We start from the raw sequence: 16,663 nt of genomic DNA on the forward strand, positions 1-16,663 counted from the left end.
TGAGAGCCTAAAGTTCATCTAGAAAAGAAATAGTTGAGAATAAATCTCCCACTTTGCCCCCTTTAAAGGCACAAGTGATATGACCTTGCTCCACTTCACCCCACAAGGGCAAAAAATTGGACTTGTAACAGCTGTTTGCTAGTGTTTTAGCTAGCCCAAAGAGCCAAATATAGGTCATTTGATACAAAATGTAATTTATTGTGTTTCAATATTATTGTCGCTTTTTGACCTGTTTAAGGCCTATTTTGTAGTAGATAGGCTATGTGGAAAACTTTTTTGTGGGGCATTGTGGGGGATTGTGGGAGAAAGTGTATACTTTTACATAATAATTACCGTAGAAGTATAGAAATGGAACCATTAATTGGCGAGTTTGAATGCAAGCTAGATAGCAAGGGGCGCATGGTCGTACCTGCTTCGCTCAAAAGGCAATTGCCTGATGTTGAGCGTCTAGGTCTTGTTGTGAACCGTGGTTTCGAAAAGAACTTGGTGATCTATACGCGGGAAGAGTGGAATAAGAAGATGGCTCAATTGTCGAGTTTGAATCAATATAATCCAAAGACGAGGAATTTCATCCGGATGTTTATGCGTGGTGCTACGGAATTGACTTTGGATGCTGCGGGAAGAGTTTTATTACCAAAATCGCTTTTGGAATATGCGAATATTCAAGGGGAGGTTTTCTTGCAGTGTCAAATGGATCAGATTGAGGTTTGGGCGAAAGAAGAATACGAAGCATTGATGGAAGCAGGATTTGATGAAGGTTTCTCAGAATTGGCACAAGAGGTAATGGGTAATTTTAATTTCGGGGGAATGCCAAATGAGTAATGAGATTGGATACCATGTTCCTGTCATGTTACGCGAGTGCATAGAAGCGCTAGCAATCAAACCAAACGGGGTTTATGTGGATGTGACTTTCGGTGGTGGAGGTCATTCCAAGGAGATCTTGAAACACTTAGGGCCAGATGGTCGATTATATGCATTCGATCAGGATCCGGATGCGGTTAAAAATGCCTTGGCAGATGATCGCTTTCGTTTGATTCATCAGAATTTTAAGTTCTTAAAAAATAATTTACGTCTAGAAGGGGTGAAGCAAGTGGATGGGATTTTGGCAGATCTGGGGGTCTCCTCGCATCAATTTGATGCTGCAGATCGCGGTTTTTCCATTCGTTTCGATGCCGATTTGGATATGCGCATGGATCAAATCTCGGATTTGGATGCGAAGAAAGTGTTGAACAGCTATCCAGAGGATGAGCTTCATCGAATCTTCGGCATGTATGGCGAAATTCAAAATGCTAAATCTTTGGCTAAGGCTATTGTTACAGCACGCTTGACCAAAGAAATTCAGACCGTTGCGGAATTGAAGCAGGTGATTCAGAAGCTGGTGCCAAAAGGAAAAGAGCATAAATACCATGCGCAAGTTTTTCAAGCTTTACGCATTGAAGTGAATAAAGAGTTGGAAGCCCTTCAAGAGTTTCTGTCGCAGACGGAACAAATACTAAAGCCAGAAGGAAGATTGGTCGTGATGTCTTATCATTCATTAGAAGATCGATTGGTGAAGAACTACATGGCCAAAGGGAAATTCAAAGGTGAGGTAGAGAAGGATTTCTTCGGTAATGAAATCAAACCATTTAAAGTAATCAGTCGTAAGGCGATAGTTGCCGATGCGGAAGAGGTTGCTCGAAACAATAGAGCCCGCAGTGCAAAATTGCGGATTGCAGAAAAGATTTAACGAGAGATTAGATGGCAAAAAGGAATACGATCAAGCAAAAGGAACTGAGCGAAGAAGTTCAGGAGGAGATGTCGGATGAGTTGGAAGAGAAAGTAGAAGAGACCGAGAATTTCCTCAAGACCTTTTTTTCCTCCCAAAAGCTATCTGCCTATCTAGTTACGAAGAACCTGCCATTTGTGGCTTTTCTTGCTTTGTTAGGTTTGGTTTATATCACCAATCGTCATTTGGCAGAGAACACGGTTCGCCGAATTGACAAATTGGGAAGAGAGGTGAAGGAATTGAGTTGGGATTATAAATCCTTGAATGCCGAGTTGATGAAATTAACAACGCAGACAGAGATTGCCAAACGGGCAGACACACTGGGATTAAAAGAGCGGACAGAGCCGCCAATTAAATTAGAAGTAATAAAACAAGAGCAAAAGTAATCACAATACCAAAAATGAATATTAGGAAAACCATATTACTGCGGGTGTACCTGGCGTTCGGGCTAATGGTCTTCGGGGCCTTATTGGTCTTTGGGAAGTTGTTGCATTTGCAATATGTAGATGGTGCAAGATGGCGTGAGGTTGCTGATAGTTTGACTATCCGCGAGCGTGTAGTGGAAGCGGCGCGTGGAAACATCTACTCCAATGATGGAAGTTTACTGGCTACCTCGGTACCAGAATATGATATTAGGTTTGATGCGATGGCCATTCCATCCGAGCATAATGATGTCTTCAATGCTCGGGTGGATTCTTTGGCCTCCAGCTTAGCGAAGTACTTTGGTGATCGTTCTGCTCGTCAATATCTGACGCAATTGAAGGAAGCAAGAGCTAAGAAGCATCGCTATGTCTTAATAAAACGTGCTGTTTCGCATCAGCAATTAAAGGACTTGAAGAAGTTTCCTTTATTCAAAAACTTTAAAGAAGATAAGCAACGCTTTTCTAGCAGCTTAATTGCTGTTCGCGAAAACAAACGTATTCTTCCTTTCACTAATCTAGCAGCACGTACTATTGGTTATAAAAATACCAAAGGAGATACTGTTCGAGTGGGATTGGAAGGTGCTTATGGCGATTATATCGAAGGAAAGAGTGGTGTACAGTTGATGCAACGTATTGCAGGTGGCGTTTGGATTCCGGTGAATCGTGAAATGGAAGTAGCGCCTACTGATGGGTCTGATATCATTGCGACTATCGATGTCAATATGCAAGATATGGCACAACGTGCCTTAGAAAAACAATTGCAAATTTCAGATGCGGATAATGGTTGCGTGGTATTGATGGAAGTAAAAACCGGAGAGATTCGTGCGATTGCCAATTTCACAAGAGATGGTGAAGGCGTTTACCGAGAGAAATTCAACTATGCAATTGCTCAAGGAGCTGACCCGGGATCAACTTTTAAGGTAGCCTCTTATTTGGTGGCTTTAGATGATAATAAAGTCAATCTAAATACAACAGTGGATGTTGGAAATGGTACCTATAAGGTTCCTTCCCACACCATTAAGGATTCTCACGCTCCTAAAAAATCAGTGATGACTGTCTTGGAAGCCTTTGAAGAATCATCGAACGTGGCCGTTGCAAAGCTGATCAACCAACATTATGGTAGCAGTCCAGAGAAGTTTACTGGGAAATTACAATCATGGGGTTTAAACCAACAATTAGGTTTACAGATTCCTGGAGAAGCACAGCCATGGGTGAAAATGCCGGATAGCCGTTCATGGAGTAAATTATCCTTGGTACAGATGGCTTATGGTTATGAGTTGAAATTAACACCATTGCAAACATTGACTTTGTTCAATGCGGTTGCTAACGATGGTAAAATGATAGCGCCATTATTTGTTAAAGAAATTCAGCATTTAGGGCAACCCATTAAAAAGTTTGAAGCTCGCGTAATTAACAAGCAGATTGCTTCTCCGGAAGCGATTAAATCCATGCAGACCATGATGGCGGGTGTGATGAACGAAGGGACAGGAAAACGATTAAAAAGCCCATTATACACTTCTGCTGGAAAGACTGGTACAGCACAGATGGCCGATGGTTCACGTGGTTATGGAGCTAGACGATATCAATCTTCTTTCGCAGGATATTTCCCAGCCGAGAATCCAAAATATTCCATGATTGTGGTTATTCGTAATCCGAGAAACGGTTATTATGGTGGTTCTGTTGCGGGACCTGTGTTCAGGGAGTTAGCAGACATGGTTTATGCGAATGACCTTTCGATGCACCATACGTTTGCTGAGCGTCAGGTGAATGTGGCAGGAGCGAAAGTTCCATATACTTTAAGAGGATCCAAAGAAGCAACAGCTAAGGTTTATGAGAAGTTAGGCTTCAAAACGGTGAATTGGGCTTCTTTAGTTAAATCGGAAAAAGATTCAGCAACACAGACAAATTTACCATTTGCAGTAGCGGAGGTTCGTGAGGGCTTGGTTCCAAATGTTAAGGGAATGGGTCTTGTGGATGCGATATATGCCATGGAAAATGCTGGTTTTAAAACCACCGTTCATGGAAAAGGAAAAGTTATCAATCAATCATTGGCAGCAGGGCAACGCTTGAAACCTGGTACCCGTGTATTAATAGAATTGAATTAAGATGTTATTAAAAGACTTGTTGCACGGCATACCGGTACAGGAGTACCAAGGCGAATTGGAAACGACGGTTTCCAGTCTGTGTCTTGACTCGCGCAAAGCAGAGGTGGGTTCCGCTTTTGTTGCTGTACGTGGGCATCAAACAGATGGTCACTTGTTTATTGCGAAGGCAATTTCACAAGGAGCAACAGTAGTGGTGGCGGAGGAGCTGCCACAAGAAATTCAAGCAGCGGTTACTTATGTTTTGGTTCCGGATTCAGCGTATGCCTTAGGGGTAATGGCTGGGAACTTCTACGGTAATCCATCTAAGAAATTGAAACTTGTGGGTGTTACAGGAACTAACGGAAAGACAACTGTAGCAACTTTGCTGTTCAATTTATTTGGAAAATTAGGATACCATGTGGGTTTACTTTCTACCGTTCAAAATCAGATCGGTGAACGTATCATACCTTCGACACATACTACACCTGACCCTATTTCTTTGAATGCTTTATTGAAAGAAATGTTGGAAGATGGTTGTGATTTTTGCTTCATGGAAGTGAGTTCGCATGCGGTGGTTCAACAACGTATTGCGGGACTTCGTTTTGCGGGTGGGATATTCACGAATATCACGCATGACCACTTAGACTTTCATGGAACTTTTGCCAATTACATTAAGGCAAAGAAAAAGTTCTTTGACGATTTAGATCGTTTTGCTTTTGCCTTGACTAATGTGGATGATAAAAATGGTCAGGTCATGCTACAAAATACATTTGCACACCGTAAAACCTATGGTTTACAGCAAATGGCTGATTTCAAAGCGAAGATTTTGGAGAGTCATTTTGATGGTATGCTCTTGCAGATCGATCAGCATGAGCTGTGGGTGAAATTGGTGGGTCACTTTAATGCCTACAATCTGTTGGCGGTATATGCTGCGGCAATCTTGTTGGAACAGGAAACCATGCACGTGTTAACAGCACTTTCTGAGATCACTGGAGCAGAAGGAAGATTTGAGACCATGAAGGCGAAAAATGGGGTGGTTGCAATTGTCGATTACGCACATACACCGGATGCGGTTGAAAATGTCCTGGAGACCATCAATGGATTGCGTCAAGAAGGACAACAAGTATTGACAGTGTTGGGTTGTGGTGGTGACCGCGATCGCACGAAACGTCCGGAAATGGCAGAGGTAGCTTGTCGCCTAAGCGATAAAGTGATCTTAACCTCAGATAACCCAAGGTCAGAAGAACCAGGCGATATTATTAAAGAGATGGAAGCTGGAGTTCCAGCTGAAAAGAAAAAGAATGTATTCTCCATTACTGATCGTAGAGAAGCTATCCGAGCAGCCTTTCACCTTGCGCAAGCTGGAGATGTGATTTTGGTGGCAGGAAAAGGGCACGAGAAGTACCAAGAGATAAAAGGAGTGAAGAACCACTTCGATGATAAAGAAGAATTAATAAAGATTTTTAACGAACATAACTAAACGGATGTTATACTATTTATTCACTTGGTTAAACGAGCATATCCACATTCCAGGGGCAGGATTGTTTCAATACATCTCTTTCCGTACGGCAATGGCGGTTATTGGTTCGTTAATTATCACCACTGTTTATGGTAGTCGTTTAATCCGTTTACTGCACCAAAAACAAGTAGGTGAAAGTATTCGTGACTTAGGGTTAGAAGGGGAGAAGAAAAAACAAGGTACTCCAACCATGGGAGGTTTGATTATTATCGCCGGTATTCTAATACCGACTTTGTTATTTGCTAAGCTGGATAACATCTATGTCATCATCATGATCATCACTACCATTTGGATGGGAGCTATTGGTTTCTTGGATGACTATATCAAAGTTTTTCGCAAGAACAAAGAAGGTTTAGCTGGTCGTTTCAAGGTGATTGGACAAGTAGGTTTAGGTGTCCTAATAGCGATTACGATGTATTTCCATCCGGATATCGTCGTTCGTCAACAAGTGACCAACCCTTCTTCATCAAGACCAGTAGAGGTAGTTATCAATCCATCCACCGGAGAGAAGATCTATGCGGAGAATGTGAAATCAACTAAGACAAACATTCCGCTTTATAAAAACAATGAATTCGATTACGCCAAGGTTTTGGATGTATTCGGTTTCAATAATGTTTGGGTCACTTTTGGATTGTTTTTGATCGTTGTGGTCTTAATTGTTACCGCAGTTTCCAATGGTGCTAACCTGACAGATGGTATAGATGGATTGGCTACGGGTACATCGGCAATTATCGGTATTACATTAGCGATTCTAGCCTATGTTTCGGGTAACATTATCTTTTCGGATTACTTGAATATCATGTATATCCCAAATTCCAGTGAGCTGGTAATTTTTGCGGGGGCCTTTGTTGGAGCATGTACTGGGTTTTTGTGGTACAATGCCTATCCGGCACAAGTGTTCATGGGTGATACAGGTAGTTTAACTATTGGAGGTATCATCGCTGCATTTGCCATTTTGATCCGTAAGGAATTATTGATTCCGGTATTGTGTGGGGTATTCTTGTTGGAGAACTTATCGGTGATCTTGCAAGTCTCCTATTTCAAGTACACGAAAAAGAAATTTGGAGAAGGTAGGCGTATCTTTTTGATGTCGCCATTGCATCACCACTACCAGAAGAAAGGTTACCATGAATCCAAAATCGTAACACGCTTTTTAATCGTATCGATTATTCTAGCCATCATTACGATTGTCACATTGAAAGTTAGATAACATGTCAAATATTGCAAATACATATTACCCACAATCAGGCCGCTTAGTTATTCTAGGTGCGGGAGAGAGTGGTGTGGGTGCCGCAATCTTAGGTAAGGATAAGGGCTTTGACGTGTTTGTTTCAGATATGGGAACCATAGCTGAAGGATATTTGAACAGCTTGCAAGCAGAAGGTATTGCCTTTGAATCGGGACAACATACGGAGGCTTTGATTCACAATGCTGATTTAATTGTTAAAAGTCCAGGTATACCTGAAAAGGCGGCATTGATTCAGCAATTGCGCGCGATGGGCAAACCGATTATCTCGGAAATTGAATTTGCAGCCCAGTTTACGGATGCAAAATTATTCTGCATAACAGGTTCCAACGGTAAGACAACGACTACCTTATTGACCTACCACCTTTTAAAGGATGCTGGATTAAACGTGGGCTTGGCTGGTAATATCGGGAATAGTTTTGCTTTACAGGTGGCGCGTGAGCAACACGATTGCTACGTTTTGGAAATTTCCAGTTTTATGCTGGATGATATGTATCATTTCCGCGCTGATGTAGCTGTATTATTAAACATTACCCCTGACCATTTGGACAGGTATGAATATAAGATGGAGAATTATGTGGCTTCCAAGTTCCGCATCGTGCAGAACCAAAGAGAGAGTGATTATTTCATCTATTGTCAGGATGATGCGGAGACCGTTGCGGCCTTAGAAAAGCATCCGACTGCGGCAATGCATTTGCCATTTACACAAGAAGGAACATTGGCACAAGGTGCTTATGTAGATAGCGACAAGAACTTAAACATCATAGTACCAAATAGAGAAGCTTTTATCATGAATATTGAAGAATTATCACTCCAGGGCAGACACAACGTGTATAACAACAGCGCAGCAGGTTTAGTAGCGAAGGTTCAGGAATTGCGCAATAAGGTTATGCAGGATAGCATGCGTTCATTCGAGAATGTGGCGCATAGACTGGAGCATGTAGCATGTATCGGCGGTGTAAATTATATCAACGATTCTAAAGCGACGAATGTGAATTCGGTTTGGTATGCCTTAGAAAGTTTCAGCACCGATATCGTCTTGATTATGGGTGGTGTAGACAAAGGCAATGACTACGAGATGTTGCGTGATTTAGTGAAATCAAAAGTTAAAGCCATCATCTGTATTGGTAAGGATACGAGTCGTATCCATGAGGCGTTTGAGGATGATACCGATGTTATTGTGAATTCTGCATCGATGGGTGATGCCGTTCAGATTGCATCGCATTTAGCGAAAAAGGGTGATACCGTTTTGTTGTCACCAGCATGCGCCAGCTTTGATTGGTTTAAGAATTACGAAGATCGCGGCGATCAATTCAAAGATGCCGTAATGCATTTATAAGAAATTAAATAAGGAGGAGCAGGACTATGGAATACATTTTTTCTAAACTAAAAGGCGATAAGTGGATATGGATCATTGTGATCTTGTTGTCCATTTGGTCTTTACTGGCTGTTTACAGCTCAGTAGGTACGCTAGCTTATAAAGAAGGCAAAGGAACAGAATTATACTTGTTTAAGCACTTCTTTATCGTAGCTGCTGGTTTAGGATTGATGTATTTGTCGCACAAATTGGATTACCGTTATTATGCAGGTATTTCCAAATTGCTCATGATCATCACGATCCCTTTATTGTTATACACGCTATTATTTGGTAGTAAAGTAAATGAGGCGAGTCGTTGGTTAACTATTCCGGTAATCAATCAGACTTTCCAGACATCAGATTTGGCAAAATTGGCTTTGATTACCTTTTTGGCTAGGATGTTATCGCGCAAGCAAGAAGAGATTAAGGATGTTAAGAAATCGTTTATTCCTATTATGGGAGCGGTATGTGCGGTTTTCGTGTTAATTGCTTTGGCGAATTTGTCGACTGCTTTGATGTTGTTTGGGGTTAGTGTATTGCTGTTGATGATTGGCCGTATTAGTTTTAAACAGATTGCGGTGGTTTGTGTTGGGGGAGCTGTTTTATTATTGCTGGTCATCTTTTTAGGACCACGTCGAGCAACGTATGTGAGTCGGGTTCAGGGCTTCTTCAATACGGAGGAAGTTCACGATGGGAAAACCAGTTTTCAAGATGATAAGAACTTCCAGGCTAACAATGCGAAGATTGCCATTGCTACTGGAGAGATGTTTGGAAAAGGCGTGGGTAACTCCGTTCAACGAAATGTATTACCACACCCGTATTCCGATTTCATTTTTGCAATTATCATTGAAGAATATGGAACAATAGGCGGGGCTATACTCTTGTTTTTATACATCGCGTTAATGTATCGATGTATACGGATTGTGACGATGAGTCCAAGAGCCTTTGGGGCCTTTTTGGCGGCTGGTTTAGGATTTAGTTTGACCATACAGGCGTTAGCCAATATGGCAGTAGCCGTGGGTTTGGGTCCTGTAACTGGGGTGCCATTGCCATTGGTAAGTATGGGAGGTACATCCATTCTCTTTACATCGGTAGCCTTGGGGATTATCTTGAGTGTAAGTAGAAATATTGAGGAATTAAAAAACCAAGAAGAATTGGAACCTGTGGTTCGCCCAGCGAAAAAAGTGGTGGTAGGTACGATTTAATAAAGTTTAAGATAACAGAAAAAAAATAAAAAAGAATTAACAAATGGCGCATAGAATAATCATAAGCGGAGGCGGAACTGGAGGACATATCTTCCCAGCAATTGCCATTGCTAATGCGCTAAAGAATATAGCTCCGGATACGGAGATCCTGTTTGTAGGGGCGAATGGCAAGATGGAGATGGAAAGGGTGCCTGCTGCAGGGTATGAGATTGTAGGGTTGGATATCGTAGGTATCAACCGTCAATCATTATTAAAAAATATTGGTCTTCCGTTCAAGATGTTGAAAAGCATGTGGAAGGCAAGAAAAGTTCTTAAAGAGTTTAAAGCAGAAGCTGCAATTGGAGTGGGAGGGTATGCATCAGGGCCATTGTTGATGATGGCTAATATGATGGGCTTACCAACTTTTATCCAAGAACAGAATTCCTTTGCTGGAGTAACCAACAAGAAATTGGGTGCAAAGGCAAAAAGAATATGTGTTGCCTATGAAGGGATGGATCGTTTTTTTCCGGCAGATCGTATTCTGTTAACGGGAAATCCGATTCGTAAATCTTCAGTAGCTATTGAAGGAAAGCGCGAAGAAGCTATCCATGCATTTGGTTTAGATGTAGCGAAACGCACGGTGTTAGTAACGGGAGGTAGTCTAGGCGCTTTAACCTTGAATGATTGTATTCAAGCTGGTATTCCAGATTTAGTAGCACAAGGTATTCAGGTTATTTGGCAATGTGGCAGTTACTATCACGAAAAGTTGCAAGCAGAAATTGGAGAACAACTTCCGGAGAGTATCAAGTTGATGCCGTTCTTGGAGCGTATGGATTATGCTTATGCAGCGGCTGATGTGATTGTTGCTCGTGCTGGTGCTGGTACCATTTCCGAATTATGTGTGATTGGGAAACCAGTAATATTGGTTCCTTCGCCAAATGTGTCGGATGATCACCAAACTAAAAATGCCTTGGCATTGGTGAAAAAGGATGCGGCAATTATGGTTAAGGACACAGAGGCTCGAGGAGCTTTGGTAAAAGAAATTATTGCCTTAATGCAAGACTCTGCGAAGCAGGCGCAATTAGGAGAAGAGATAAAGAAATTGGCTTTGCCAGATGCTGATGAAGTCATCGCCAATGAAGTTTTAGAATTAATTAAAAAATAGAAAATGAATATCGACAAAATAAAAAGAGTTTATCTATTGGGAATAGGTGGAATCGGCATGAGCGGATTGGCTCGTTATTTTCGTCGTTTAGGATGTGAAGTAGCGGGATATGACCGTACTTCCACCGAATTGACCAGAGCTTTAGAAGCAGAAGGGATGCCAGTAACTTACAGTGACGATATCGCGACAGTTCCCGCAAACTTTCAAGAGCCTAGTGAAGAGACTCTTTTGATTTTCACTCCGGCTATTCCTAAGGATTTGGCATTAAAAGCATTTTTTGTGAATCAAGGTCATGAGTTGTTTAAGCGTTCGCAAGTATTAGGTTTTATTTCCGCTAGCCGCTTTACCATTGCTGTTGCTGGAACACATGGTAAAACAACCACCTCGACCATGGTGGCACATATTTTAAAAGATTCAGGATACGATTGCTCGGCCTTCTTAGGAGGTATCAGCAGTAATTATCAAAATAACGTATTGTTCGGTGAGAACAATGTAGTTGTGGTGGAAGCTGATGAGTATGATCGTTCATTCTTGACCTTACATCCAAATATCGCTATTGTGACTTCAGCAGATGCAGATCACTTGGATATTTATGGAGATCCTGCGGAATTGGTGACCTCGTTCAAGTTGTTTTTGGATCGCGTTGTCGATGGCGGAGATAAGATTGTTAAGAAAGGTTTGCCATTCAGCGGCAACATCACTTATTCTCGTGAAGAGCAATGTGATGCTTATGCTGAGAACGTGCATGTAAGAGATGGTGAGTTCTATTTTGATTACCATTCTGCAGATTTAACCATTAAGGATATTCACTTGGGAATCCCAGGATTGCATAATGTGGAGAATGCGGTTGCTGCGATTACCGTTGCTAAGTTGTTAGAAATTGATGCAGATAAGATCGTTCAAGCCTTATCGAATTTCAAAGGCGTAAAACGTCGCTTTGAATTTTTGGTAAGAACGAAAGAACATGTTTACATCGATGATTATGCGCACCATCCTGAAGAATTGCGTGCATTCTTAACCTCGATGAAGAAGCTATATCCAAACAAAAAATTGACCGTTGTTTTTCAGCCACATTTATTTACTCGGACTCGGGATTTTATCGATGGCTTTGCGGAAGTATTGGGCTTGGCAGATGAGCTTTTATTGATGGAAATCTATCCGGCTAGGGAGCTTCCGATTGAAGGTGTTGATTCGAGTTGGTTATTGTCTAAGATTGAATTGGAGAATAAGCGATTGGTAAGTCCAGAAGAGGTATTGGAGATTGTAAAATCAGAGAGCCCGGAATTAGTTGTGACTGTTGGGGCTGGAGATATTGATAAGTTGGTTAAACCATTAAGTGATATTTTGAGAAATGATAAATAAGATCAGAAATATCAAATGGCGTCAGGTTGGTTACTTTTTCTTGAGTATAGCAGCCATCGTTGGTGTTGGGATGTTGATGAGCCTTGTGACCAAAAAGGATCAGGTTCAAGTATGCTCGGCGCTAAAGGTAATGGTTCAGGGAAAAGAAACTTTCATTGATCAAAAGGATATCACTGGAATGATTCAGGAGAAATTCGGTCGTGTAGTTGGCCGTACCTTAAATGAGGTTCCATTGCATAAAATTGAAACCGAGTTAAAGAAATCACCATATGTGTCCGAGGCTGATGTACATATTGATATGGACGGTGTGATGCAGGTGAAAGTACAGCAACGTGAAGTTGTTTTGCGTGTAATCAATCAAAATGGTCAGGAATATTATGTAGACTCCAAGAGTCAAAAGATTCCGGTGACTTTGAAATATGTGCCACATGTGATGGTAGCCAATGGATTTATCCGCGAGGGGTATAAAAAAGCTTTGGAGCCAGTACAAAGCAAGCAAGTAAAAGAGCTGGTACAGGTAGTGGAAGAAACGAAGTCGGATGAGTTATGGTCCAATCAGATTGTTCAATTATATGTGAACTCGGATTATGACATCGAAATTGTGCCTCGTGTAGGAGAGCAACAATTGATCATCGGTTCGGCTGATTCATTACAATACAAATTAGATCGCTTGGCCAAATTTTACACCCATATATTACCTAAGGTAGGTACAGATGCCTACTCGAAAGTGAATGTAAAATATGGTGGTCAAATTATCTGTGAACGCAAAGGAGAATGGTTCATCGATAGTTTACAAATGAAGATCAATAAAGGAATTTAAAAAAGGAAAAAGAGAATAATTTACAGCATCAAACACAGCATATGAAACCTAGAATTGTAGAAAATGAGAAAGAGAATCCAATCATCGTAGGATTGGATATCGGTACCACAAAGATTTGTGTTACGGTAGGTCGTCGAAGTGGTTCGAATAAGGTTGAGTTATTAGGCGTTGGGAAAGCCGAGTCTGCAGGGGTTAACCGTGGTGTAGTAGCGAACATCCAAAAAACGGTAACGAGCATTCGCGAGGCAGTTGCAGTAGCAGAAGGCCAATCAAACGTGGACATTAAAGTTGTCAACGTTGGTATTGCTGGGCAGCACATCAAAAGTATCCAACACCGAGGCATCCTTACAAAGAATGATGACGATGAAGTTGGACGCATCGATATTGAGCGTTTAATTTCTGACATGTACAAATTGGTCTTGAATCCAGGAGAGGAAATCGTTCATGTATTACCTCAGGAGTTCACGATTGATAATGAACCTGGTATTAAGGAGCCGATTGGAATGGCTGGAAGACGTGTAGAAGCGAACTTCCATATTATTTCTGGTCGAGTAACCGATATCAAGAACATTAAACGTTGTGTGGACAATTCAGACTTAGAGGTATCCGAATTGATCTTAGAACCCCTTGCATCATCAGAAGCTGTATTAGATGAAGAAGAGAAAACTGCAGGAGTAGTTTTGGTTGATATCGGTGGTGGTACGACTGACGTGGCTATTTTCCACGAAGGCATTATCCGCCATACTGCTGTAATTCCTTTGGGAGGAAATATTGTGACAGAGGATATCCGTCAAGGATGTTCGGTGTTACGTAATCAAGCGGAACAATTAAAAGTTCGTTACGGTTCTGCATTGGCAGATGAGAACAAGGATAATGAGGTGATCTGTGTACCTGGTATCCGTGGAAGAGAACCGAAAGAGATTTCTGTAAAGAATTTGGCCTATATCATTCAAGCGAGAATGGAGGAGATTATTGAGCACGTTTATTACGAGATCAAGTCTTCGGGTTATGAAGATAAGCTAATTGCAGGTATTGTGATCACCGGTGGTGGGGCACAGTTGAAGCACTTGGTACAATTAGTGGAATACATTACGGGCATCGACTGCCGTATTGGATATCCAAATGAGTATTTGGCAAAAACCGATATGTTGAACAAACAAGCATTTGATGAGTTGAAGAGCCCATTGTATGCAACAGGTATTGGATTATTGATCAAAGGTATCCAGTCTTTGGAAGAAGAAGAGAAACGCAACGAAGAAAGAACTACGAAAAAAGCGGGCGGAGTAAAAGAAACGACCAAAGAAGACGTTAAAGTAATAGCGGAAGGGCAGAATAGAAAAGAAGGTTGGTTAACGCGATTCTTAGGCGATTGGATTAAAGATGGAGCTGACATCGATGATGACACTTTCATTGGCAAGAAATAATTATCAACATAGCAGTGTTTTTTCCACATTTTAACAAATGTGGAAAACTCTTGTTAAGTATTTGGTAATATTACATTAGAATTGTTGAGTCAAGTTGCGATAACGTAATAGATTGATGAAGAATTAAATAGGATAAATTATATGTCGATACAATTTGAAATGTTAAAGGAGAATTCATCAATTATCAAGGTAATTGGTGTTGGTGGTGGCGGCGGGAATGCTGTTAACCACATGTACAAGCAAGGAATTAGTGGAGTAGACTTCATCGTATGTAATACGGATGCGCAGGCATTGGAGTTGAGCCCTATTCCAAATAAGGTACAGTTAGGAGCAAGTTTAACCGAGGGAATGGGTGCTGGTGCAGATCCTGACGTTGGTGAGAATTCAGCTATCGAGAGTATTGAGGACATCAAGCGTATGCTTGGTACCAATACGAAGATGTTGTTTATCACTGCGGGTATGGGTGGTGGTACAGGTACTGGAGCAAGTCCGGTATTAGCAAAAGCTGCGAAGGAGTTGGGTATTCTAACCGTTGCTATTGTAACTACCCCTTTTACATTTGAAGGTAAGCGTCGACGTATGCAAGCCGAGGATGGCTTGGAAGAGCTACGTAAATATGTAGACTCCTATTTAGTGATTTCGAACGATCGTCTACGTGAAATCTTCGGAAACTTAACGATGACTGCTGCATTTGCGAAAGCGGATGATATCTTAACTACAGCAGCGAAAGGTATTGCAGAGATCATTACCATTCCGGGATATGTAAACGTCGATTTCAAAGATGTGCGTACCGTGATGAACGATAGCGGTGTTGCTATCATGGGTAATGCTGTAGCCAAAGGAGAGCAACGCGCATTAGATGCTGTAACAGGCGCATTGGCATCTCCATTATTAAAAGATAATGAAATTGAAGGTGCTCGTTATATCTTATTGAACATCACTTCTGGTACTCGTGAGGTTACTATGGATGAGGTGGCAATCGTAACGGATTACATCCAAGAAAAAGCTGGTCTTTCAGCTGATTTAATTTGGGGTAACTGTATCGATGAGGATTACGATGAGGAACTTTCAGTAACGATTATAGCAACAGGTTTTCAGACTGCTGAAGAGCGTGTAAAAGAAAAGGAAAAGGAGAAAATCGCTATTCCCTTGACACCTGAAGTACAAACTTCTGCTTTCGTTAAACCTGTAGCAACCAATCAGTTTGTTGATCGTACGGCTAATGAGCCTTCGGCTTTTGTTAAGCCAAGTCAACCTGCTGAACCAACTAATAATCCACAAGGTCCACAAGCTGACCTATTTTCAAACAAAGTAGCTAGCTCTACACAAGCAAACGCAGTTGAAAATAAAGAGCCTAATTTGATTCGCCATACATTGGAATTAGATGATAATTCCGATATGGATGAGGTGGAAGAAGATCCAAATCCACATGGATTTGAATTGAAAACTTCAACATCCATGTTTGAATTCAAACTTCCAACAGTATTTGATTCTTACCAAGCAACGGAAGAGCCTCAAGCAGAAGAAGAGGAGTTTCAACCGAAAGCGGAAGTAGAATTAGAAGAAGCAAAGAAAGAAGAGACAAACTTCGAAGATCAATTAATGAAAACTAAGGAACGCATCCTTCGTTTGAAAGAATTGAGTATGAAATTGAAATCTTCAAATGGTCTACAAGAATTAGAGAATGAGCCAGCGTACAAGCGTAAGCAAAAAACCTTGGATGATGTTCCTCACTCTTCACAATCTCAAGTGAGCCGTTTCACTTTATCATTTGATGATGGTGAGACCGAGATTAGACCGAACAACTCGTTTTTACACGACAACGTAGATTAATCTTATCCTATTTAATAAAGAAAAGGGTGGCCTGTGAAGGACACCTTTTTTTTGTTTAAAGGTGTTTGCTTTTTTAATCGCTTGCGATCCAATTTGATATGACGCTAATAACACGGCCGATAAACAGATATTGTGTTTTATTGAATAGTATCAGGAAGAATTCTTGCTATGACTTATTCCTCAACTTGTTAAAAACTGAAATTTGTTTTGTTTATTGAAAAAAGGTGTTAATTTTAAGGGAGTTACTAAAAATTATCACAATTAAAACTAATAGTTATGGCAAGTAATGATAAGTTCAAAGAATTAAAGTCTTTAATAGACGGATTGGAAAATGATGCAGAGAAATTTTATTCCAAAGGGAATAGCGCTGCTGGGACACGTGTAAGGAAAGGGTTGCAAGATATCAAGAATATGGCGCAGTCATTGAGATTAGGTATACAGGAGTTGAAAAACAAGAAATAGCCTGTTACATAATCTTGTTA

The 16,663-nt window shown here is 41.0% G+C and carries 14 protein-coding genes; all 14 read left to right on the forward strand.

Annotation, left to right across the window (positions count from 1 at the left end):
• Positions 1 to 348 precede the first annotated feature (348 nt).
• The 14 genes from mraZ to ABD676_RS05230 all read left to right on the forward strand — a co-directional run bounded on the left by mraZ (position 349) and on the right by ABD676_RS05230 (position 16,643).
• Positions 349 to 822 carry a division/cell wall cluster transcriptional repressor MraZ gene (gene mraZ, locus ABD676_RS05165; protein WP_344673527.1) on the forward strand — a complete coding sequence of 158 codons (474 nt, stop codon included), beginning with the start codon at positions 349 to 351 and terminating at the stop codon, positions 820 to 822.
• Entirely contained in the window at positions 815 to 1,726 is a 912-nt protein-coding gene (rsmH, locus tag ABD676_RS05170) for a 16S rRNA (cytosine(1402)-N(4))-methyltransferase RsmH (RefSeq protein WP_344673528.1), read from the forward strand. Before mraZ ends, rsmH begins: the two co-directional genes overlap by 8 nt.
• Before the next feature lie 11 nt (positions 1,727 to 1,737).
• Positions 1,738 to 2,151 (forward strand): FtsL-like putative cell division protein, encoded by a 414-nt coding sequence (locus ABD676_RS05175; RefSeq protein ID WP_344673529.1) that lies wholly within the window; start codon positions 1,738 to 1,740, stop codon positions 2,149 to 2,151.
• Between the two features lie 14 nt (positions 2,152 to 2,165).
• Positions 2,166 to 4,292 (forward strand): penicillin-binding protein, encoded by a 2,127-nt coding sequence (locus ABD676_RS05180; RefSeq protein ID WP_344673530.1) that lies wholly within the window; start codon positions 2,166 to 2,168, stop codon positions 4,290 to 4,292.
• A gap of 1 nt (position 4,293) precedes the next feature.
• Complete coding sequence (locus ABD676_RS05185) at positions 4,294 to 5,751, forward strand: UDP-N-acetylmuramoyl-L-alanyl-D-glutamate--2,6-diaminopimelate ligase (protein WP_344673531.1); 1,458 nt, start codon at positions 4,294 to 4,296, stop codon at positions 5,749 to 5,751.
• 4 nt (positions 5,752 to 5,755) lie between these two features.
• Entirely contained in the window at positions 5,756 to 7,000 is a 1,245-nt protein-coding gene (gene mraY / locus ABD676_RS05190) for a phospho-N-acetylmuramoyl-pentapeptide-transferase (RefSeq protein WP_344673532.1), read from the forward strand.
• Position 7,001: 1 nt separating this feature from the next.
• Positions 7,002 to 8,375 carry a UDP-N-acetylmuramoyl-L-alanine--D-glutamate ligase gene (gene murD / locus ABD676_RS05195; protein ID WP_344673533.1) on the forward strand — a complete coding sequence of 458 codons (1,374 nt, stop codon included), beginning with the start codon at positions 7,002 to 7,004 and terminating at the stop codon, positions 8,373 to 8,375.
• Between the two features lie 26 nt (positions 8,376 to 8,401).
• Positions 8,402 to 9,598: an FtsW/RodA/SpoVE family cell cycle protein gene (locus ABD676_RS05200; RefSeq protein ID WP_344673534.1), complete on the forward strand. Its 1,197-nt coding sequence runs from the start codon at positions 8,402 to 8,404 to the stop codon at positions 9,596 to 9,598.
• Between the two features lie 43 nt (positions 9,599 to 9,641).
• Positions 9,642 to 10,742: an undecaprenyldiphospho-muramoylpentapeptide beta-N-acetylglucosaminyltransferase gene (gene murG, locus ABD676_RS05205; RefSeq protein WP_344673535.1), complete on the forward strand. Its 1,101-nt coding sequence runs from the start codon at positions 9,642 to 9,644 to the stop codon at positions 10,740 to 10,742.
• Positions 10,743 to 10,745: 3 nt separating this feature from the next.
• Positions 10,746 to 12,104 (forward strand): UDP-N-acetylmuramate--L-alanine ligase, encoded by a 1,359-nt coding sequence (murC, locus tag ABD676_RS05210; RefSeq protein WP_344673536.1) that lies wholly within the window; start codon positions 10,746 to 10,748, stop codon positions 12,102 to 12,104.
• Positions 12,094 to 12,924, forward strand: a complete 831-nt coding sequence (locus ABD676_RS05215) for a cell division protein FtsQ/DivIB (protein ID WP_344673537.1) — start codon at positions 12,094 to 12,096, stop codon at positions 12,922 to 12,924. The genes murC and ABD676_RS05215 overlap by 11 nt, the downstream gene beginning before the upstream one ends.
• Positions 12,925 to 12,965: 41 nt before the next feature.
• Positions 12,966 to 14,348 (forward strand): cell division protein FtsA, encoded by a 1,383-nt coding sequence (ftsA, locus tag ABD676_RS05220; protein ID WP_344673538.1) that lies wholly within the window; start codon positions 12,966 to 12,968, stop codon positions 14,346 to 14,348.
• A gap of 141 nt (positions 14,349 to 14,489) precedes the next feature.
• Positions 14,490 to 16,181: a cell division protein FtsZ gene (ftsZ, locus tag ABD676_RS05225; protein ID WP_344673539.1), complete on the forward strand. Its 1,692-nt coding sequence runs from the start codon at positions 14,490 to 14,492 to the stop codon at positions 16,179 to 16,181.
• Positions 16,182 to 16,457: 276 nt separating this feature from the next.
• Positions 16,458 to 16,643: a histone H1 gene (locus ABD676_RS05230; RefSeq protein WP_344673540.1), complete on the forward strand. Its 186-nt coding sequence runs from the start codon at positions 16,458 to 16,460 to the stop codon at positions 16,641 to 16,643.
• Positions 16,644 to 16,663: the final 20 nt, after the last annotated feature.

It is taken from the genome of Sphingobacterium kyonggiense (assembly GCF_039536825.1).
GTDB lineage: Bacteria > Bacteroidota > Bacteroidia > Sphingobacteriales > Sphingobacteriaceae > Sphingobacterium > Sphingobacterium kyonggiense.